Origin of the sequence: Deinococcus aquatilis DSM 23025, from assembly GCF_000378445.1 — a bacterium.
Taxonomy (GTDB): Bacteria; Deinococcota; Deinococci; order Deinococcales; family Deinococcaceae; genus Deinococcus; species Deinococcus aquatilis.
Genome location: NZ_KB899717.1, coordinates 39,656 through 59,441 on the forward strand (window position 1 = coordinate 39,656; position 19,786 = coordinate 59,441).

Here is a 19,786-nt window from a genome sequence, read left to right on the forward strand (position 1 = left end):
CGCGCCCCGGCGTTCCGCAAGGCACATGCTGCCCGCTGCTCCGGGTCAGGCCAGAGGGCCGACCAGAACGCAGCGTCGGACGCCGGAAAGGGTCTTCGGGTGACTGTCGAGTCACAGGTTGAAACGGATCTTTGCAGATGCTTTTGCGTAGCCACAGCAAAAACGCCGCCCTGAGGCGGAGTTCACCGGGCGTAGATTCAGAGCCAGAACTCGGAGGCTCCATAGCAGTAGATACTATAGCACGCGGTCAAAGCGGGTAGAATCCGAAGATTGACCTCCGTTAAGATTGCTGTTGGCGGGCAACATCTGCCCAGAAACCCTATTCCTGGGACTCAATCACAACAGCTGCCAGAGCGCAGGCCCCAGCAGCACAGCACCCACCAGCAAGGCCCCGATACTGGCGACCAGTACAGCGGCGGCGGCAGCATCCTTGGCGACTTTTGCCAGGGGGTGGAATTGGGGACTGACCAGATCCACCACAGCCTCCACTGCCGTATTGATCAGCTCCAGAGACAGCACCAGCGCACAGCACAGCATGATCGGTGGCAGCGGCGCACGCAGCAACACGGTGAGTGTCAGGGCCAGCACACCTGCCCAGACCTCAATTCTAAAATTGGCCTGCGAGTGGTACACCTGCCGAATTCCGGCCCAGGCAAAGCCCGCTGAACGCCACCAGCGGCGCAGATTCAGGGCCGAGCCGCTGGTACGCACGCGCCTAGGTGGCGTCTGGTAGCGCAGTGCGGGCCGCGTCCCAGGCGTCGTGGAACACCTTCCACTCTGGCCCCGACGCGCCTTCCTCAAAGCCCAGACCATCGGCGTGTGGGTGGTCATGGCCCACCAGATGCGCCATACCGTGGCTTGCCAGCAGCGCCACCTCGCGCGTCAGCGAATGGCCCCGCGCCTCTGCCTGCCGCGCCGCCGTATCCAGACTGATGATGATGTCGCCCAGAATCGGCGGTACAAACGGGTCGCCGGGTTCCCAGGCCGGAAAACTCAGCACGTCGGTGGCGGCGTCCTCGCCCCAATGCTCCAGCTTCAGCGCCCGAATCGCCCGGTCGCCCACCAGCACCACCGTCACTTCCCGTTCCTGCACCTCAAAATGCGCCATGACCGCTTCCAGCGAGGCCCGCAGCGCAGGACGCAACCCAGCAGGCGGCTTTTTCTGAACGATCAGGTCAATCACGCCCCGGAGAATAGCAAGTTGTGGAGCGGGTTTTCAGCGCTCCTCTCTGCGGTGCAGCTCTGCAAGTCCCATCACGGAGAGGGGAGGAGTGGATTGAACGCCGTCATGAATGGATCGCTGCCTGGAAACGCCACAGGAAGGGCGCTGGGAATCCTTCCCCAACGCCCTTCCTGGTTTCTCGGGACTCATCGCCCGTAGCTTATGGCCCCAATACGGAACCGTCTGCGCTCAGTCGTCTGCACCCACCGGGTCAGTGTCCACTTCCGGAATGGAGGCAAACTCGCCCCGGCGTGCGGCCCGCTTGTCCTGCTCGGCGTTTTCGGCAGTTTCGTAGGCCTTGATGATCCGGCCCACCAAGGGATGACGCACCACGTCCACGTCGGTGAACTCGTGCCATTCGATGCCTTCGATATTGCTCAGCACGCGTTTGGCAACCGCCAGTCCGCTGGAAATGTGGCGCGGCAAGTCGATCTGGGTCACGTCGCCCGTAACGACCACCTTGCTGCTGAAGCCCATGCGGGTCAGGAACATCTTCATCTGCTCGCCCGTGGTGTTCTGGGCTTCGTCCAGGATGACAAAAGCGTCATTCAGCGTACGCCCGCGCATGAAGGCCAGCGGAGCAATTTCAATCACGCCGCTCGTCAGGTAGGACTCGAATTTTTCCTGATCCAGCATGTCCTGAAGTGCGTCGTACAGCGGGCGCAGGTAAGGGTCGATTTTGGCCTGAAGGTCTCCCGGCAAAAAGCCCAGCTTTTCTCCGGCCTCGACTGCCGGACGGGTCAGGATGATGCGTTTGACCCGGCGATTTCGCAGCGCCTGTACGGCCATCGCCACCGCGAGGTAGGTTTTGCCTGTCCCGGCGGGGCCGATGCCGAAAGTGATATCGCTCTTTTCGACCTTCTCCAGATACACCTTTTGCCCCGGTGTTTTGGGCCGAATGCCGCGCGGCAGGCTCAGGCTACCTACCTGCGTTTCGGCGGCGAGGCTGCGGCCTTCTCCGCTCATGCGGGCCGAGCGAAGCAGGCTGTCGGGCGTCAATTCTCCGCCGCCGCGCACCACGTCCAGGGCGTCTTTAATCATGCGTTCGGCGGCCTGCACGTCGGCTTCCTCGCCCGTGATGGTCATGGTTTCGCCGCGTGCAATCAGGCGGGCACGGGTCAATTCACGCATTCGGCGCAGATTCACGTCGCCCGTGCCCAGCAGCGCAAAGGCTTCACGCTGGTTGGTCAGTGCAATGGTGGCCGTCACTGGGTTGCTGGTGGGGGTGACTCCGCCCTGTTGTGTGCCGTCCTGTGCGCCCGCAGTCTGGTTCTGAGAATCGGGCGTCTGTTCGGGCATCTGGCCTTGCTTCTGGTCTGTCAAGAGATTGGCTCCAAGCACGCCGCACAGGCGCAGGCTCTCCCCGACTTGTCCGGGTGAGAGGAGAGGGGTGGGTTCGTCATTCGGATGCCCCATTGTCCGACGGGAAAGGGGAAGGGTGCGTGTCCCGCCGCACATTCTGCGGTGTTTCTGGGACGAGAGCCAGCAGACTCTCAAGGCAGAATGTGCAGAATATATACAGCGGTCAGAACATCACAGAGGGATCAGCAGCCAGAAGTCAACGTGAATGAGCATGGACTCAGCCTAAAAGACGGGGTACGGGCCAGCCAGACGCAATTGGCTTAGAGAGGCCAGAGTGCCCCTAATTGCTCTGGCCTCGTCCCGATCCGTCTGATCTCGGTGTGTCTGCTCTCAGAACGCCTCGTCTTCCTGGGCGTGGGCCGGGATACACTTGGCAGTGTGAGTTCCACTGGCGTCTATCCGGACGGGGCGCAGGCCGCACTGCGTGCCTTTTTATATGCAGACCCCGCCGCACATTCCCTGTCTCCGGCCATGCACCGCGCCGCCTTTGCCTGGGCTGGGCTATCGGGCGACTATCAGGCCGTGCGTGTGCCCCCCACCGATCTGGGCCGGGCGATTGCCGAACTCAGGCAACCGGGCATCCTGGGTGCGAATCTGAGCCTGCCCCACAAGGAAGCCGCCCTGGCGTCTCTGGACACTCTGACCCCTGCGGCGCGGGCCATCGGCGCAGTCAATACCATTATTTCCAGGCACGGCCAGTTGCAGGGAGACAACACCGACGCGCCGGGATTTCTGGCGGCTCTGGCAGATGCGGGAGTGGCCCCGGACGGCGCGGCAATGGTGCTGGGTGCAGGCGGCGCGGCGCGGGCAGCGGTGTGGGCGCTGCGTTCACAGGGGCGCGAGGTCTGGGTGGTGAACCGGACTCGTGCCAAAGCCGAGCGCCTCACTGCCGATCTGGGAGGGACGGCAGCCGACCTGCACGGTTCCAAGTGGGCCGACATCAGGTTGATCGTCAACGCTTCCAGCGCCGGACTGAACGCCCCTGAAGAATCCCCGCTCTCAGACTTCGATTTTTCCCAGTTGCCCCAATCAGCCCTGATCTACGACATGGTCTACAAACCTGCCGAAACCCGCCTGATGCGGGATGCCCGCGCCGCTGGCCTGCGGGCCGAAAACGGACTGGGCATGCTGGCCCACCAGGCCCGGCTGGCCTTCCTGGCCTGGACAGGAGTAGATGTTCCCGTGCAAATATTTCTGGACGCCCTGAACGCGGCCCAGACGCCGAAACCTGAAGCCGCAGTCCCGGAAGGAACGGCGCAGCATGGCTAGGTCTTCTGAGAGTGGGCCTTCTGAACCGGTGTCAGTCACGGACACGCTGACCGATCATCCTGACAGCAGTACGCTGGCCCGCACGTCCAGATGGATTCCGCTGGCCGTGTTGTTGCTGGTACTGCTACTGACGGTTGCGACAGCGTCCACCATTGGCCGCTTTGTGCGCGATCAACAGGAAGCCCGCTTTGAGCGCGAGGGTGCGGCGCATACCTATGCCCTCAAAAACAGGATCGGTGATTACGAGAACCTGTTGCGGGCCACCCGCGCCTACTGGATGAGCAATCAGGACATGGTACTGCCGTCTGTGTTCGGTGATTTTGTGACCCGCCTCGACCTGAGTCGGCGCTATCCGGGGGTCACGGCGGTGGGATTTGCCGCGTGGGTGCCTGCCGCCGATACCGCCAATCTGGAAGCGGGCATCCGGGCTGGGGCAGGCTCCGAATTTCGGATCACGCCGCCCCTGTCCACGCAGGCCATGCGTGCGCCCGTGATTACCCTGTCGCCGCTGAACGATGTTACGCGGCTCGCATGGGGATTTGACCTCTACAGCGACCCTGACCGCCGCGCCGCACTGGATCTGGCCCGGCTCAACAACACGGTGCAGGCCACAGGCCGTGTGGATTTGCAGCGTACACCGGGTAAACCTGTCGATCCTGGATTCCTGCTGATTCTGCCCGTCTGGAATGAATTACAGTCCACAGACGACGAGCAGAATCCGCAGGGGGGCCGGGGCACGCTGGCAGGCTTCATCTATCTGGTGGCCCACGCCGATGAGTTTTTGACCCGCTTGGATGACGGCGGTACGCCCACGGGCCTCAGTATCAATACCCTGCTGGCCGGACAGCGACTGGAAACGCGCCCCTTGCCTGACCTGTTGTCGTTTCGTTCGGATACCAAGCTGACGTTAGCTGGACAGGTCTGGACACTGAATTACGGTGCGCCGATGGGCTTCGGGCGCGATCTGGCGGCCAATTTGCCGCTGTTGACGCTGCTGGCCGGACTGCTGGTGGCGGGGCTGGCCTTCCGGCTGACCCACGTGCAGGTGCAATCCCGCGAGAGCACCGAGCGGATCAACCGCCGCCTGACGCTGGTGCAGGCCCGCCAGGAGCGTGACCGGGCCGAATTTGAGGCGATTTTTCAGGCCATGCAGGATGCCGCCGCCTTCACGGACGATACCGGACGTGTACGCCTGGTCAACCGCGCCCTGACCGAGCAATTTCGGATGGACGGCGCGGCCCTGATCGGAGAACCGCTGAGCCGCCTGCATCTGGACCGCCGCCTGGAGGGGCGCACCACCTTTCAGGCCATCACCACGCCCTATCAGCGGGCCGATGGCAGCGTGTTCTCGGGTGAAGCCCAGCGCAGCGAAGTTCGTGACGGGCGGGGTGATCGGCTGGGCCTGCTGGAAGTGATCCGTGACGTTACTGACCGCGTACAGGCAGAGCGGGCTGTACAGGCCGGAGAGCGGCGCTACCGGGGGGTGCTGGACGCCATCCCGCATATTTTGTGGGCCAGCAGTCCGGCGGGCGACGTGACCTACGTCAACGCACAACACCGCGAACGTCTGCTGGAAGGCAGTGTGCGTGAGGCGGTGTTGGCCTCCGATCTCCTGACCTACGACAACATGTGGCGCAATGCCTATGAGATTCGTGACCGCGCTCAGTGCGAGGTGCGGCTGCATGTGGGCGACGCTTACCGCTGGTTCGTGGTGCGGGTGGCCCCAATTCTGGATGAAGGGGACAGCGTGACCGAATGGGTGGCGAGTGCCACCGATATTCATGACCGCCTGGAGGCCGAGCGGCTGGCCCAACGCAACGAGGAACGTTACCGGGGCGTTCTGGAAGGCATGCCGCAGATCGTATGGCTCACCGATCCAGCGGGATTGCCCACCTATTTCAACCGCCGCTGGGATGAATATGTCGGAGGAGAACGCGCCAGTTCCGGCCTGCTGAACCTGCTGCACCCCGATGACCGGGGCGAATATCAGCAGCGTTGGGCGGCGGCAGTGCGGGCCACGCGCCCCTTTGAGGCCGAGCACCGCCTGCTTGGAAACGATGGCTGGTACAGAACCTTCGTGACCCGTGGCCTGCCCGTTCATGATGCACAGGGCCAAGTCATCGAGTGGGTGGGCACCAGCACCGATGTAGACGACAGTGTGTACGCCGAAAACGCCTCGCGCCTGATTGCCGATGTGTCCGAGCAACTCAGTGCCCGCGCCGAAGACCCGCTGGCGGCCCGCTCCGGGCATTATCACGCGGCCCTGGATCTGCTGACCATTCGGTTGGCCGAGAGCGCGACGCTGTGGAGCGCTCCACCCGAACTCGAACTGCTGGCGATGTCCCGCGTCGCGCCTGCCTGGGAAGCTCCCCATATGCGGGCGGCGGCCATTGCAGCCGTGCAGCAGGTGGCTGCCACAGAAGAAGCCCTGATTATTCCTTCTCATCCCCTGCTGCATGCCGTGAACGCAACGGGCGTGCTGCTGTTTCCGCTGATGGGCCGTGACGGAACGCTACGCGGCGTGCTGGGCATGACCTACCGCCAGGCCCTTACCGACCGTGACCAGGAGTTGGCACAGGAAATCGCCAAACGCTTTGCCACCGCCCTCGATAACGACGCCCTGCGCGTGCGGGCCATCAGCGCCCAGCAGGATTTACAGGTGCTCAATCAGTCGCTGGAAGAGCGGGTACATCGCCGCACGATGGAGCTGGAAGAGGCCAACCGTGAGCTGGAAGCCTTCAGCTATTCGGTCAGCCACGACCTCCGAACGCCGCTGCGGCACATCGTGGGCTTTGGCGACCTGCTGCGTAAGGATGCGGGAGAGTCGCTGGGGCCAAAAAGCCAGCGATACCTGACCGTGATGACCGACGCCGCTGGCCGCATGAGCCACCTGATCGATGATCTGTTGGAGTTTTCGCGCATGGGCCGCCAAGAACTCCGCAGCGGGCCGGTTCCGCTGGGGCCACTGCTGGAAACCGTGTGGCAGACGCTGGAACCTGACCGTCAGGGGCGCAGCATCGCCCTGACCGTCGGCCCTATGCCCACGGTGCCCGGAGACGCCGCGCTACTCTCTCAGGTGTTCGTGAATCTGCTGTCCAACGCCATCAAGTACACGCGCAACCGCCCTGATGCCCAGATTCAGGTGAGTGCGGAGTGGCCGCAGACTGCACATTCGGCCTCCAGTTCCGCCGATTCGGGCCGGGTCGATCTCCGCAAGGCAACCCAGAATCACGCCATCATTACGGTTCAGGACAACGGTGTGGGGTTTGATGGGCGCTACGCCGACAAGTTGTTCGGGGTCTTTCAGCGCCTCCACCGGGCCGAAGAGTTTGAAGGCACGGGCATCGGCCTTGCCAATGTACGCCGCGTGGTCATGCGTCACGGCGGCAGCGTACAGGCAGAGTCCACGCCCGGTGAGGGGGCCACTTTCCGGGTGACCCTGCCTCTACAATCGCCCCTGAACTAGTTTCCCAGAACCGATCTGACAGAATCAGCTGCCCTTTTCCTACCCTCTCCCCACACATCCTCTAAGTCACTCCTCAAGCCACGTTCCTAGCACTTCTGAATCTTGACCCTGACGCGGCACCTTCCCACCCTTGCCCAGCCCGGAGACCGAATGACCCTGCCAATTCCCGCCCTACGTGCCATGCCTGCTCGCGGTGACATCCTGCACATTTTGCACCTCGAAGACAGCGAACTTGATCATGAACTCGTGGCTATGAATCTGGCCGACGACCTGCCCTGGACGGTGCGCCTGGAGCGTGTCGAAGACGAGGCCTCCTTTATCCACGCGCTGGAAACCGACCCGCCCCATCTGGTGCTCAGCGACTTTGCGCTCCCCGGTTATGACGGTCTGAGCGCCTTTCATGCCGTTCATGCCCGCGATCCGCTGCTGCCTTTTATTATCGTCACGGGCGCCATGGGTGAGGAAGTGGCGGTAGATACGCTGCGTCAGGGCGTGACCGATTACATCCTGAAACAGCGTCTGGAACGCCTCGTGCCCAGTGTGCGCCGCGCAATTGCCGAGGCCGAGGCCCGCGATTCTCGCGCCCGTGCCGAGCAGGCGGTCCATGAACTGAACCAGTCGTTGCAGGCCCGGCTGCTGGAAGTGGAACGGCTGCGGAATACTGCCGAACGCCAGAGCCAGCGTCTGGAGGTGCAGGCCCGGCAACTGGAGGAGGCGCTGAACCTTCAGAAGACTTTTCTGGCCGAGACCAGCCACGAACTCCGCACGCCCCTGACCGCCCTGCTGGGCTATCTGCGCCGCGCTGAGCGCGAGGCAGGCGGCAGTCAGGTGCTGCAAGATGCCCAGCGCGTGGCCGAGAATATGACCCGCCTGGTAAACGACCTGTTGCAGTTGTCACGCGGCGAACTGGTGCAGAACATCGAGATGCACTTCATGAATCTGGGTACGCTGCTGCGGCAGGTGGGCCGGGATTTCAGCGTGCGGGCCGAGGTGCCAGATACGGAGATCGTGGGCGATCCAGGCCGACTCACCCAGGTTTTCGTCAATCTGGTCAGCAACGCCGTGCGCGTGTCCGGGTCGGCTGATCTGGTCAGCATCACCGTGAATCCTCGTCCCGGAGAAATCGAGGTGCGCGTGGTAGACAAAGGCCCTGGCGTGCCTGACGCCATCAAGCCGCGTATCTTTGACAAGTTCTACCGGGGCAAGGAGGCGGGGTCGGCGGGGCTGGGCCTCACCATCGCCCAGCAGGTGGTCACGTCGCATGGCGGCACCATCGACGTGCTGGACACTCCCGGCGGCGGCGCAACTTTCCGCGTGCGCCTGCCCATGCCCGATGAGGACAACGGAGAAGACGATGGTTACGCCTAGGCCTGGAGCGTTATCTGGGCTGTAGGGAGTTGTTTCAGAGCGGGGAGTCCAGACTGACAAAAAAGTTTGGACTCCCCGCTCTGTTCTGAAGGTTCGGCAGACGGTTTTGCCTTACGCCGCCCAGGCGCTAGCCTGAGGCCATGAAGAAGACCCTGAACGTGACCTGGCTGGGCGAGCAACGCTACCTCGGCGTCAGCGAGAGCGGCCACCAACTCCTGATCGACAACAGCCCCACCAAGATCGGCGTTTCTCCGATGGAAGCGCTGCTGGGCGCACTGGCGACCTGCACCGCCTACGACGTGGTGGAGATCATGAAAAAGCGCCGCACGCCGCTGAGCAGCTACCGCATCGAGGTTGAAGGCGAGCGGGCCGACACCGACCCCAAGCGCTACACCACCATCACGGTGCGCCACATCGCCAGCGGTGAGGGCGTCACCGAAGATGCGCTGAGCAAGGCGGCCCACCTCAGCCACGAAAAATACTGCTCGGTCGCGGCCAGCATCAGCAGCGATATTGTGCTGGAAACGCAGATTGGCTGAGCATTCCAACTGGGCGGTCGTGCAGGAGTGGGGCGGTGGGGCATGAAGCTTGCGGGCTTCTGTTGCCCTACCGCTTCACTTTCTGGTCCCGCCCAGTTCCGGTTCTTACTGATCGGTTCCTTTCGCGGCGGTGGCGGCGGCCCTCTGTGCCCGAATCTTCATCACCTTGTGCATATTCTCCAGCTCGCCCATGCAGGGCTGCTGCGGCCCGGTGGCGTGGTGGCGCTCATCCAGCGTCAGGCACCAGCGGGCGGCGAACATCTTGGCGGTGGCGTTCAGGGCCGGGCCGGAGCCTTCGCCGCCGTTCTGGAAGAAGGACACGACCATAAAGTTGGGGCTGTCGATGGGGCCGTAACCTTCGTACCAGGCGTTGGTATAGGCGTAGCCTTTGCGGAAACTCAGGCCGTTTTCGGCGGTTCCGGTTTTTCCTGCCGTACGAACCGGGAACCACTGCGGCCCCAGAATGTGCTGCGCGGTGCCCCAGCGGGTGGTTCCAGCCGTGGTGATATTCATGCCTTCCTTGACTATGCGGAAGTCGGCCTGTTTGCCGGGCACCTGTTCGGGCAGGGGGTGGGGTGACAGCTTGCCGCCAACTGCCTTGACCAGCGTCAGCGGGCGGCGTTTGCCCTCATTGACAATCGTGCTCAGGACCGATGTGACCTGTGCAGGCGTCACGAGCAGGCTGTCCTGACCGATGGCAAAACTGAGCGCCTGACCGGGGTAATAGCGCAGCGGTTCTTCTCCGGCGGCGGCGCGGCGCAGATTGGTCGTCTTGTACATTTCGGCAAAATTGATCGGCGTGGGCAGATACCCGCTCTTTTCACCCACCAGTTCCAGCCCTGTCGGACGCCCGTAGCCCAGCTCTCCAGCCCTCTTGCCCAGATAGTTGGCATAGGTGATCGGGTCGGCGTCGATGGCCGCCTGGTAGTACCAAGTATTGCACGAAAAGGCGATAGCCAGCCGACCGTCCACATTGCCGAGGCTGCCGCTGCGGTGCCAGTTGTAGCGGGGGCCACCGTAGCGGATGCTGGGCAGGCAGTTGAAGGTTTTGTTGCCCCAGCGTTCTATATAGGCCAGCGTGCTGGCGGGCTTGAACACACTGCCCGCATCGAAGGTCTGCACCACGCGGTTCTGCATCACGGCGTCCACGCTGCTGGACATCAGCGCCGCTGTCTTGGCCGCGTTGTCGGGGCTGGGTACGCGGGAAAACCAGTTGGGGTCGAAAGTAGGGCTGCTCGCCATCGCCAGCACCTCGTTGGTGCGCGGGTCTATGGCGATCACTGCGCCGCGTGTCAGGGGTTCGGGGGGTTGGCCGTATTTCTGTCGGCCCGCATTCACGTCGGCCAGCCCTTCGCGCAACACCTGTTCGGCGGCACGTTGCAGGGTGCTGTCTATGGTCAGGGTCACGTCCTGCCCTTTCTGGCCGGGGTTCAGCACCCGCTCGGTCTGCGGTTTGCCGTTGGCAGTCACCTCGCGGCGGCGCAGGCCGTTCTTGCCCTGCAAGGTCTGCTGGAGGCTGTATTCCAATCCCGAGACGCCCACCAGATCGCCCACCGTGTAGTTGCCTTCCTTCACCTGTTCCTCGTTGGCTTCCAGTACGTAACCCAGGGCGTGGGCGGCCAACTTGTTCTCAGGGTAGACCCGCTCCACGCGTTCGCGCAGCTCCAGGCTGGGAATCAGCACCGTGTATTCGTACAGTGCCGACAGCTTCTCCTGAGGGATATTGCGGGCCAGGATCGTTTCAGTTTCCTTGTTTCGGTCGGGTTCGCGGGGCTGACCGCCGATCAGTACATCCGGCCGGATGCCCGCCAGATACACGATTTTGTCCCATGCCGGAATGGCCTGCACCGGGTCTTTGGGGTCACGCCGCCCGGTATAGATCAGGTCCACGGCCACCCGGTTGGTCGCCAGAAGCACCCCGTCCCGCGTGCGGATCTCGCCGCGCAGGGCCGGAATGACCTCGTCACGTTGAAAGTTGCTGGCGGCCTGCACCGCAAACTGACTGTGCTGCGTGATCTGCAACTGGTACAGCCGGAAGCCCAGCCCAGCCAGCGCCACGCTGAAGCCGAAGGCCACCCAGCGCACGGCGGGGGCACCGCTCACCTGCGCCTTGGTGCCGATCCGCGCTGCTCCGCCCCGGCTGCTGCCTGCCCCGACCGCGCTCCCACCCGCCTTTTTGCGAATGCGGTTGCGGCGGTCAATCACGTCTCCAGCCCGTGCCCGACTCATGAAAGGCCGTCCTCGGGGCCGGGGCGCTCGCCCATGCCCCACGTCACCAGACGGTTCCAGAAGGGATAGATCAGAATTGTGCTGAGCAGCGCCAGGGGCACGGTCTGGCGCAGGGTTTCGACCGTCACCAGATCAGAGCGGAGCCAGTAGGTCAGGAATAGGAAGGCCAACCATTGTCCCAACGTGGCGGCCAGCACCGTGAAGAGTGCCTGAAAGATGCCCGAATCGCCCACGTAGCGCCGTACCAACAGCACCAGCAAGGCTCCGGCCCCCACGCCCGCCGCGTGTAGTCCCAGCGCCCCGCCGCCCAACACGTCCTGAATCAGTCCTACGCCGTAGGCCGCCACCACCGCCCGCACCGCCTGTAAGCGCCAGGCCAGGGCCGCGCCAGTCAGCAAAAACAGGTCGGGGGCAGGAATCCGCAGGGGGTCAAGGAGCCGCGACAACACGCCCTGCACGATCAGCAGCAGCAGCACGTAGACCACCACACCCACCCAGCGTCCCGGCCCACGGGAAGCCAATCCGGTATTTCTGCCGGAACGTCTCAGCATGTGCGGGGAGCCTGTGGGGTGCGGGGTAAATCGGCCAGGGAGTGGAAGAGGGGGGGAGAAGAGGCACGGATGACCACGGCAGACCGAACAGGCAGCTCAAACATAGATCTGACCTACGATAGCGCTCGCTGCCGCCGAAAATTGCGGTCTAGGCGGGCATCCATGCGCACAGCTCTGCCGATTTCCAGACCTCTGGGCGGCGCTCATAGTCCTTCCAGAATGGTCACGTCTTCCACGACGCCCACATCGATGGCAGGTTTCACGATGACCGTCCGGTTCACGTCGTTGGGGCCGAGCGGCACTACGCTTTCGATGGTGCCCACCCGGATGCCCACCGGGTATACGCCTCCCAGACTGCTGGTGACCAGCACGTCGCCCACCTTGACGGGCACGCTGCGCGAAAACTGCGCCCGCAGACGGTCTGGAGACACGCCGACTGCCAGCCCGCGCCCGCCCCGATTGCCCTGCAAGGTCACGCCCACGCTGCTTTCGGGATCTACTAGGGCCACCACCGTGGCGCGGTTGCTGCTGACTCCCGTGACCTGCCCCACCAGACCGCCGGGAACTGTGACGGGCATCCGCACGCGCACGCCGTCGTCGGTGCCCCGGTTCAGCGTGATGCGGGCCAGCAGAGGACTCGGATCGACGGCCACCACCTGCGCGATGCCCAGCGCGTTGGGAGCCTGTGTGGCCGTGATCTGCATCACCTGACGCAGGCGCGACACCTCCCGCGTCAGCAGTTCGTTGCGCTGCCTCAGCACGTCGTTTTGCTTGCGGAGGCTCCCGACTTCCCCGGCCAGGTTGCGCTCATTGACCACCGTGACGTAAGCGCGGCGCAGGTTATCGGCGGCCACCACGCCTATACGCGTGACCGGAGCCACCGAACCAGAGATGGCGGTGGGAACGATCACCTGCAAGCGGGTCGCGACCATGCTCAGCAGCAGCAGGCCGCCGTACACCAGCAGCAGAGACTGCCAGCTTTTCACGCCGTGTCCGGTTGGCCCAGGTGCGGCCCAGAGAATTCCGGCTCAGAGAGTCCCGGCCCAGAGAGCAGTCCAGAGAAAGAAAAGCCCGCACGGGTCACGCCGAAGACACCCCGGCGGATTCGGCAGCGAGATCAGTGCGGCCCGTTTGGCCCCAGACAGAGATGCCCGCCGCCCGCAACATCCGGATCACCAGCGTCAGCGGAAAGCCCACCACATTGGAATAGTCGCCCTCTATGCCCGATACGAGCGCCATGCCCACGCTCTGGATGCCGTAACCGCCCGCCTTGTCCAGCCCCTCGCCCGTGTGCGCGTAGTAGGCGATTTCTTGCGGGGTCAGGGGCCGGAAGGTTACGTCGGTACGTTCGACCTCGCAGCGCAGGCCCGCTGCCGACTGCACCGCCACGCCCGTCAGGACCTGATGGGTACGGCCCGACAGGGCTTGCAGAAAGGCCATGTTCTCTGCGGCGTCGGCGGGTTTGCCCAGCAACTGCCCGTCCACTGCGACCACCGTATCGGCGGCAATGATGACGGCCTCGGGGTGGAGGGCCGCCACTGCTCTGGCCTTCAGTGTCGCCAGTTCCGCTGCCAGCCGTGCCGGATCGGTTTCGGGGCTATCTTCGGCCTCTCCGCTGATCACCACCTGGAAGGACACGCCCAGATTGCCCAGCAGTTCGCGGCGGCGCGGGCTACCCGACGCCAGAATGACTCTCGGCCCCGCCATTTCTGTGCGCTGCGTCATTTCAGTGTCCGGTCCCACCCTAGTACCCGCTGCCGCTTTTCTCGCCTGCCACCAGCGCCACACCGCCTGAAGTGCCCAGACGGGTCGCCCCAGCCTCGATCATTTCCGCAGCGTCGGCAGGAGAGCGCACGCCGCCCGCTGCCTTGATCTGAGCGCGGCCCGCGATGACTTCGCGCATCAGGCGCACGTCGGCGGGAGTGGCTCCGCCGGTGCCGAAGCCGGTGCTGGTCTTGATAAAGTCTGCGCCGCCCCGCACGCTGGCCTCGGTCGCGCCGCGTTTCTGGTCGTCGGTCAGGTAGCAGGTCTCGATAATCACCTTCAGAACCTGTTCTGGAATGGCCCGCCGCACTGCCCGCACATCGGCCTCGATGGCGTCCCAGTTGTCTTCCAGCGCCGCGCCGATATGGATGACCATATCCACTTCATCGGCCCCGGCTTCCACACTCAGGCGGGCTTCCAGCGCCTTCTGATCGCTGCTGACTGCCCCCAGCGGAAACCCACATACGGTGGCGACTTTCACGCCGCTGCCTGCAAGTTCCGAGGCGGCCATCGGCACATAGACGGGGTTGATGCACACGGCATAAAAATTGTGTTCGCGGGCCTCGGCGCACAGGGTGCGGATGTCTTCGGCGGTGGCGGTAGCTTTAAGCAAGGTATGGTCGATGTACGGGGCGAGCTTCACACTGCCCATGTTACGCGGCAGAGGTTAAGAAACGTAAATGACTTACCCTGACTGGGGGAGGGTGGAGCGGCGGGAAGGCGCGGCAGGCGCTCTGCCACACAGGACTGTCGCGCCGCTGCTGTCCTGGTCACTCCGCCCCACCAAGCCTCCACTTTTTGCCAGATGCTCTAGGCTACGGCCATGACCACCCCCGACGCTCCCCAGCCTCCCGAAGTCGCCCGCCTGCAACCCGGCGAGGCCTTCCCCGCCTTCGCGCTGCCCGGTGCCGACGGCAAAACGCACGCGCTGGCCGATTACGCGGGCAAATACGTCGTGCTGTACGTGTACCCCAAAGACGACACCCCCGGCTGCACCAGAGAAGCCTGCGATTTCCGCGACTCTGCGCCTTTGCGGGCGGTGGGCGCGGCCATTCTGGGCCTGAGCCGCGACGATGCGGGCAGCCATACGGCCTTCGCTGAAAAATACAGCCTGCCGTTTCCGTTGCTCAGCGACCCGGACGCCACATTTATGAAGGAAATCGGTTCGTATGGCCCCAAGACGATGTACGGCAAAACCAGCGACGGTGTGAAGCGTCAGACCTTCGTGATCGACCCTGAGGGCAAACTGGTGAAATCGTGGCTGGCCGTGAAGGTGGAAGGCCACGCCGACGCCGTTGCCGCCGCCATCGAAGCTGACCGGGTGCGCCATGCCTGAGCCAACATCTGGGTCGGTATCCGGGCCAACACCTGAGCTGTCCGGACTCGAAGCCCTGAAACGGGAGGCGGCGGTCCGGGCCGTGGCACTGGTGCAAAGCGGGATGCGCGTGGGCCTCGGTACAGGCAGCACCGCCAAATACGCCATAGAAGAAATTGGGCGCAGGCTGGCGGCGGGCGAACTGACAGCGATCGTGGGTGTGGCAACCAGCGAGGCCAGCGACGTGCTGGCGCGGCAGGTGGGCATTCCGGTGGAGCCTCTGGACCCCCGCCCGCTCGACCTTGCCATCGATGGAGCCGACGAAATCGACCCCGATCTGAATCTGATCAAGGGCCTCGGTGGGGCGCTGCTGCGCGAAAAACTGACTGAAGTGCAGGCGCGGCGATTTGTCGTGATTGCCGACCACACCAAAATCGTCTCCCGGCTGGGCGAAAAAGCGCCGCTGCCAGTAGAGATTGCCCGTTTCGGCTTTCTGTCCACCATCGAACGGCTACGGGCGCTGGGCCTGGGCGGACGGCTACGGCAGCCCGGCGCACAGCCCTACCTGACCGATAACGGCAACTACATCTTCGACGCGCAGTTGCCCGCTTCAGGCGATGTTCTGGCTCTGGAGCGCACCCTCAAGGGCACCCTGGGCGTCATCGAAACCGGGTTCTTTCTGGGCATGGCTGAACGTGCCTTCGTGGCGAGCCTGGACGGAGTGCAGGAGTTGGTGCGCGGGGCGTGAGATTGGGCCTCTCTAGACGGTCGGGCGCGACGAGGCCGAGGAAACTGGCCTTTGCTGCCGCAGTCTTGCTCAGTGTGGCGGCTGGCTTCGCCATCAATTCTCCAGCGGCTTTGCGGTGGTTTTATCCGCGTGCGTCGGCGGCGGTGGCCCGGCTGCCTGCTGCGCCGGGGTTCTCGGCGGGCATGCGGGTCCTGCTGGTCAGCCCTCACCCCGACGATGAAAGTCTGTACTGTGCGGGCCAAATTCAGCAGGCGGTGGAGGCAGGCGCACAGGTGTTTATCGTGTGGCTGACCAGCGGCGACGGCTTTGAACTCGACGCCGCCCTACTGGAGCGCACGCCCCGCCCCCGCGCCGGAGCCACCGAGCGTCTGGGGATCATCCGGATCGGAGAAGCCACCCGCGCTGCCGCTGCTCTGGGCGTACCAGCCAGCCACCTGACCTTTCTGGGCTACCCGGACGGCGCACTGCTCCGGATGTTCCGGGCCAATAATGCCGTCCCGGTGCGCTCACCCCATACCGGCGCAACCCAGGTGCCGTATCCGCAGGCCCTCCGTCCGGGGGCGGCCTACACGCGGGCCAACCTGGAGCTTGACCTGAACCGGGTGCTGGATCAGGTGCGGCCCGACGTGACCCTGATCCCCACCACCAGCGACTTTCACCACGATCACCGCGCCACCAGTCTGGTGATGCAGGAGTTGCTGGCGCGGCGCGGCCTGTTGGGGAGCGCACGCTACTGGATCGTTCACGGCGGCGTGGAATGGCCTGTGCCGAAGGGCCTGCACCTCCGGTTTCCCATGCTGATTCCGCCCAGAGGACACAGGCTGAACTGGCTGCGGGCCGACCTGACTCCCGCGCAACAACAGGGCAAACTGGCCGCGATTCAGGCCCACCGTACCCAGATGGAGGTGATGCCGCGCTTTCTGGAGGCCTTCGTGCGTGAAAACGAACTCGTGACCCTGAGCGACAGGCCAAGCCGCTGAATGAACTTCGGGTATGAGTCGGTGATAACTGAGAAAGATGTGCAGGATGTACTTTTCCGCTCTGGACCGGCAGGAGTACCTGTAGAGAATTGTCTTGACACGGCAGGTCGCTGACGCGGGACGGTCATCAGGGCTGGGACACGCCGCTGTTCGTCCTTCCAGTGCTGACCTACACTGCGCCCTGTGAGTGATCTCGTGGTGATTCGTCCCATTCGGCCCAGCGATGAGAGGGCAGTGGGAAGGATTGCCTACCAGACGGGGTTTTTTGGGCAGAGTGCTGCTGCGTACTTTGCCAACGAACGCCTGTTTGCCCACCTGTGGGTGGGGCCTTATTTTCGGGGCGGAGGGTTCGCCTGTCTGGTGGCCGAATCTGAGGGCGAGATTCTGGGCTACGTCCTCGGTTCGCCCGATCCGGGGCAGTATGGGCGGTCGCTGCGCCGCGTGTTGCTGCGAATGCTTCCCCGGTTGACCCCCCTGCGCCAGACGTGGGCCAGCCTGCCGTATCTGCTGCGGGCGGGCCGTTATCCGTCGCCACATGCCGACTGGCAGCAGTTTCCGGCTCACCTTCACATCAATCTGCTGCCGGAAGCGCGGGGCCTGGGCCTGGGCCGACGGCTCCTGACCGCCCATCTGGACCTGCTGCGTGGGGCTGGGGTGGTAGGCGTGCAACTGTCCACCACCTCCGAGAACCGGGCGGCACTGGAACTCTACCGCCGACTCGGGTTTGTGCTGATGGCAACCGCGACGACCCCGCTCTGGACACCCTGGCTGGGGCATCCGGCAGAGCATCTGGGCTTGGGGCTGGTTCTGAGGGTGGGGGAGGGAGGAGGGCAAGAGGTTGTTTCTTCCGTCTGAAGGGCATTGCGCCAGCAGCAGAAGGGAGTCGTCTTCCAGCCTCAGTCCAGCCCAGCCAGTTGTCGCCGCAGGACTTCCGGGGCATGCGTGGGCAGGTCGCAGGTGCGCCCTAGGCACACGTAGGCCGTGCCGCCGCCCGGACGGTCTTGCAGCACGGGGAGGTCTCCGCCTGCCTCCGCAAAGGCCAGCGCCGCGTAGGGGAGCGCGTGGGCCGCCACGACCCGTTCCAGTGAGGCGCGTTCGGCAGGAGTGCCGATGACGGCAATTTCGAGGTGCGGCGCGAGCAGGAAGGCTGCCGCCTGCCACAGTCCCCCGAAGCCCCCGGTGGCGGCCAGCAGGTCGGCGTGGTAGCGCTCCACGACCCGGCGGGCCACGGCTTCGTCGGCGTCATCTCCAAAATAACGGTGCATCCATACGGCCAGCAGCGCCCCCGCCCCGTTGTCCGACAGCACGGCGGCGTCAAAGGCTTGGGCTTGCCGCGTCAGCAGGGGTTCGGCGTTGCCTCCGGTGGAGTAGAACAGGCCCGCCTCTTCATCCCAGAATTCCCGCCGGATGATGGCCCAGAGTTCCCGCGCCCAGTGCAGGTGCGCCGTATCCCCACCCGCCTGAAACAGCGCCACCAGGCCCAGCGCGTACAGGGCGTGATCTTCCATCAGGCCTTCCACGCGGGCCACGCCGTCCTTGAAGGTATGGCGCAGGGTGCCGTCTGGCAGGCGCAGCTCCCGGCGCACAAATTCAGCGTTCTGGCGGGCAATGTTCAGGTAATGGGGGTTGCCCAGAATCCGGGCGGCATCGGCAAAGGCGGCCAGAGCCAGCCCATTCCAGGAGGTCAGGCGTTTGTCGTCGGTGCCGGGCTGGGGGCGCTGCTGGCGGGCGGTGTGCAGGCGGGCGCGTGCGGAATCTATGCGTGCCCGCACCGCAACTTCTGGCTCACCCAGATCACGGGCCAGGGCGTCCAGGGGTGTCAGGATGTGCAGCACGTTGCGTTTGCCCGCGTCGGGGCGGTGGGGATCTTCAAAGTTACCCGCGTCGGTCAGGTTGTAATAGCGGAGGATCAGATCGGTTTCTGGTTCCCCTGGCAGCCCAGTCTCGGGTAGCTCGGTCTCGCCGTCCAGTACAGCCCGCACCTCGGCAGGCGTCCAGGTGAAGGTCAGGCCCTCCACGCCCCCGGTATCGGCGTCCTGTGCGCTGTAAAAGCCGCCAGCGGGTGCCAGCATTTCCCGTTCCAGATAAGCAAGCGTACCGCGTGCCAGCCGTGCAAATTCCTCGTCTCCGCTGACCTGATAGGCCCGGAGCAGTGTTCGGGTCAGCTGGGCATTGTCGTACAGCATCTTCTCGAAATGCGGCACCAGCCAGCGTTCATCCACGCTGTAGCGGTGAAATCCGCCGCCCAGTTGGTCATGGATTCCGCCCCGGCCCATCATCTTCAGGGTATGCAGGGCCATGTCGCGCCCGCCCGCCTGCGCCAGCAAGAAGTCCAGGGTAGTGGGGGCCGGAAACTTCGGAGCGCCGCCGAAGCCGCCCTGTACGCTGTCGTAGGCCCGCCGAAGGTTGTCTACCCCCTGCCTCAGAAATTCGGGTGTCAGTTGCCATTCTCCGCCCTCGGCGGCGCGTGGCAGGCTCGCCTCGCGGATGTGGTCACCCAGCGCCTGCGCGTTGGCGAGCATTTTTTCCCGCTGGGTGGCCCAGGCGCTTGCCACACTGCTCATCACCCGGCCAAAGCTGGGCATGCCGTAGCGGTCTTGCGGCGGAAAATAGGTGCCTGCATAGAACGGCTCGGCGTCGGGCGTCAGGAACACGGTCATGGGCCAGCCGCCCTGCCCGGTCATGGCCTGAGTCGCGGCCATATAGACGCCGTCCACGTCCGGGCGCTCCTCCCGGTCTACCTTGACGGACACGAAATGGGCATTCATATACGCGGCGGTGGCCTCGTCCTCGAAGCTCTCGTGCGCCATGACGTGGCACCAGTGGCAGGTGGAATAGCCGATGCTCAGCAGCACAGGCACATCCCGCGCCCGCGCCTCGGCAAAGGCTGCCTCTCCCCAGGGTTGCCAGTCCACCGGGTTGTCTGCGTGTTGAAGCAAATACGGGCTGGACTGTGTGGCGAGGCGGTTCATT

The 19,786-nt window shown here is 64.3% G+C and carries 17 protein-coding genes; 8 read left to right on the forward strand and 9 right to left on the reverse strand.

Annotated elements, in window-relative coordinates:
• Positions 1 to 336 precede the first annotated feature (336 nt).
• The 3 genes from F561_RS0113590 to F561_RS0113600 all read right to left on the reverse strand — a co-directional run bounded on the left by F561_RS0113590 (position 337) and on the right by F561_RS0113600 (position 2,521).
• Positions 337 to 711: a diacylglycerol kinase gene (locus tag F561_RS0113590; protein ID WP_019010520.1), complete on the reverse strand. Its 375-nt coding sequence runs from the start codon at positions 709 to 711 to the stop codon at positions 337 to 339.
• A 4-nt stretch (positions 712 to 715) separates the two neighbouring features.
• On the reverse strand, positions 716 to 1,183 hold the full coding sequence (gene ybeY / locus F561_RS0113595; protein WP_019010521.1) for an rRNA maturation RNase YbeY: 468 nt from the start codon (positions 1,181 to 1,183) through the stop codon (positions 716 to 718).
• A 228-nt stretch (positions 1,184 to 1,411) separates the two neighbouring features.
• Positions 1,412 to 2,521, reverse strand: coding sequence for a PhoH family protein (locus tag F561_RS0113600; RefSeq protein ID WP_019010522.1), 1,110 nt, complete (start codon positions 2,519 to 2,521; stop codon positions 1,412 to 1,414).
• A gap of 441 nt (positions 2,522 to 2,962) precedes the next feature.
• Here F561_RS0113600 and aroE point away from each other — a divergent pair, with 441 nt between their 5' ends.
• The 4 genes from aroE (at position 2,963) to F561_RS0113620 (ending at position 9,226) form a co-directional block, all read left to right on the forward strand.
• Positions 2,963 to 3,853: a shikimate dehydrogenase gene (gene aroE / locus F561_RS0113605; protein ID WP_051096921.1), complete on the forward strand. Its 891-nt coding sequence runs from the start codon at positions 2,963 to 2,965 to the stop codon at positions 3,851 to 3,853.
• Between the two features lie 28 nt (positions 3,854 to 3,881).
• Entirely contained in the window at positions 3,882 to 7,319 is a 3,438-nt protein-coding gene (locus F561_RS0113610; protein ID WP_019010524.1) for a CHASE domain-containing protein, read from the forward strand.
• Between the two features lie 150 nt (positions 7,320 to 7,469).
• On the forward strand, positions 7,470 to 8,687 hold the full coding sequence (locus F561_RS0113615; RefSeq protein WP_051096923.1) for a hybrid sensor histidine kinase/response regulator: 1,218 nt from the start codon (positions 7,470 to 7,472) through the stop codon (positions 8,685 to 8,687).
• Between the two features lie 140 nt (positions 8,688 to 8,827).
• Entirely contained in the window at positions 8,828 to 9,226 is a 399-nt protein-coding gene (locus F561_RS0113620; protein WP_019010526.1) for an OsmC family protein, read from the forward strand.
• A gap of 105 nt (positions 9,227 to 9,331) precedes the next feature.
• Here the strand turns inward: F561_RS0113620 and F561_RS0113625 are convergent, their stop codons facing one another.
• The 5 genes from F561_RS0113625 to deoC all read right to left on the reverse strand — a co-directional run bounded on the left by F561_RS0113625 (position 9,332) and on the right by deoC (position 14,422).
• Positions 9,332 to 11,455: a peptidoglycan D,D-transpeptidase FtsI family protein gene (locus tag F561_RS0113625; protein ID WP_051096919.1), complete on the reverse strand. Its 2,124-nt coding sequence runs from the start codon at positions 11,453 to 11,455 to the stop codon at positions 9,332 to 9,334.
• A complete protein-coding gene (gene mreD / locus F561_RS0113630; protein ID WP_019010528.1) occupies positions 11,452 to 12,006 on the reverse strand; it encodes a rod shape-determining protein MreD in 555 nt (184 codons plus the stop codon). Before mreD ends, F561_RS0113625 begins: the two co-directional genes overlap by 4 nt.
• A 203-nt stretch (positions 12,007 to 12,209) precedes the next feature.
• The gene (gene mreC, locus F561_RS0113635) at positions 12,210 to 12,992 is read right to left on the reverse strand and encodes a rod shape-determining protein MreC (RefSeq protein ID WP_019010529.1); all 783 of its coding nucleotides are present in this window, start codon (positions 12,990 to 12,992) and stop codon (positions 12,210 to 12,212) included.
• 94 nt (positions 12,993 to 13,086) lie between these two features.
• Positions 13,087 to 13,731 carry a Maf family nucleotide pyrophosphatase gene (locus F561_RS0113640; protein ID WP_019010530.1) on the reverse strand — a complete coding sequence of 215 codons (645 nt, stop codon included), beginning with the start codon at positions 13,729 to 13,731 and terminating at the stop codon, positions 13,087 to 13,089.
• 19 nt (positions 13,732 to 13,750) lie between these two features.
• Positions 13,751 to 14,422, reverse strand: a complete 672-nt coding sequence (gene deoC / locus F561_RS0113645) for a deoxyribose-phosphate aldolase (protein ID WP_019010531.1) — start codon at positions 14,420 to 14,422, stop codon at positions 13,751 to 13,753.
• Positions 14,423 to 14,593: 171 nt separating this feature from the next.
• On the opposite strand from deoC, the gene prxQ reads away from it, so the two are divergent.
• The 4 genes from prxQ to F561_RS0113665 all read left to right on the forward strand — a co-directional run bounded on the left by prxQ (position 14,594) and on the right by F561_RS0113665 (position 17,668).
• Positions 14,594 to 15,106, forward strand: a complete 513-nt coding sequence (prxQ, locus tag F561_RS0113650; RefSeq protein ID WP_019010532.1) for a thioredoxin-dependent peroxiredoxin PrxQ — start codon at positions 14,594 to 14,596, stop codon at positions 15,104 to 15,106.
• Positions 15,099 to 15,833, forward strand: a complete 735-nt coding sequence (gene rpiA / locus F561_RS0113655; protein ID WP_051096920.1) for a ribose 5-phosphate isomerase A — start codon at positions 15,099 to 15,101, stop codon at positions 15,831 to 15,833. The genes prxQ and rpiA overlap by 8 nt, the downstream gene beginning before the upstream one ends.
• A 74-nt stretch (positions 15,834 to 15,907) precedes the next feature.
• On the forward strand, positions 15,908 to 16,813 hold the full coding sequence (locus F561_RS0113660) for a PIG-L deacetylase family protein (protein WP_245556523.1): 906 nt from the start codon (positions 15,908 to 15,910) through the stop codon (positions 16,811 to 16,813).
• A gap of 183 nt (positions 16,814 to 16,996) precedes the next feature.
• The gene (locus F561_RS0113665; protein ID WP_019010535.1) at positions 16,997 to 17,668 is read left to right on the forward strand and encodes a GNAT family N-acetyltransferase; all 672 of its coding nucleotides are present in this window, start codon (positions 16,997 to 16,999) and stop codon (positions 17,666 to 17,668) included.
• 41 nt (positions 17,669 to 17,709) lie between these two features.
• Here F561_RS0113665 and F561_RS0113670 read toward each other — a convergent pair whose 3' ends face one another.
• The gene (locus F561_RS0113670) at positions 17,710 to 19,785 is read right to left on the reverse strand and encodes a thioredoxin domain-containing protein (protein WP_019010536.1); all 2,076 of its coding nucleotides are present in this window, start codon (positions 19,783 to 19,785) and stop codon (positions 17,710 to 17,712) included.
• Between the last annotated feature and the right edge of the window lies 1 nt (position 19,786).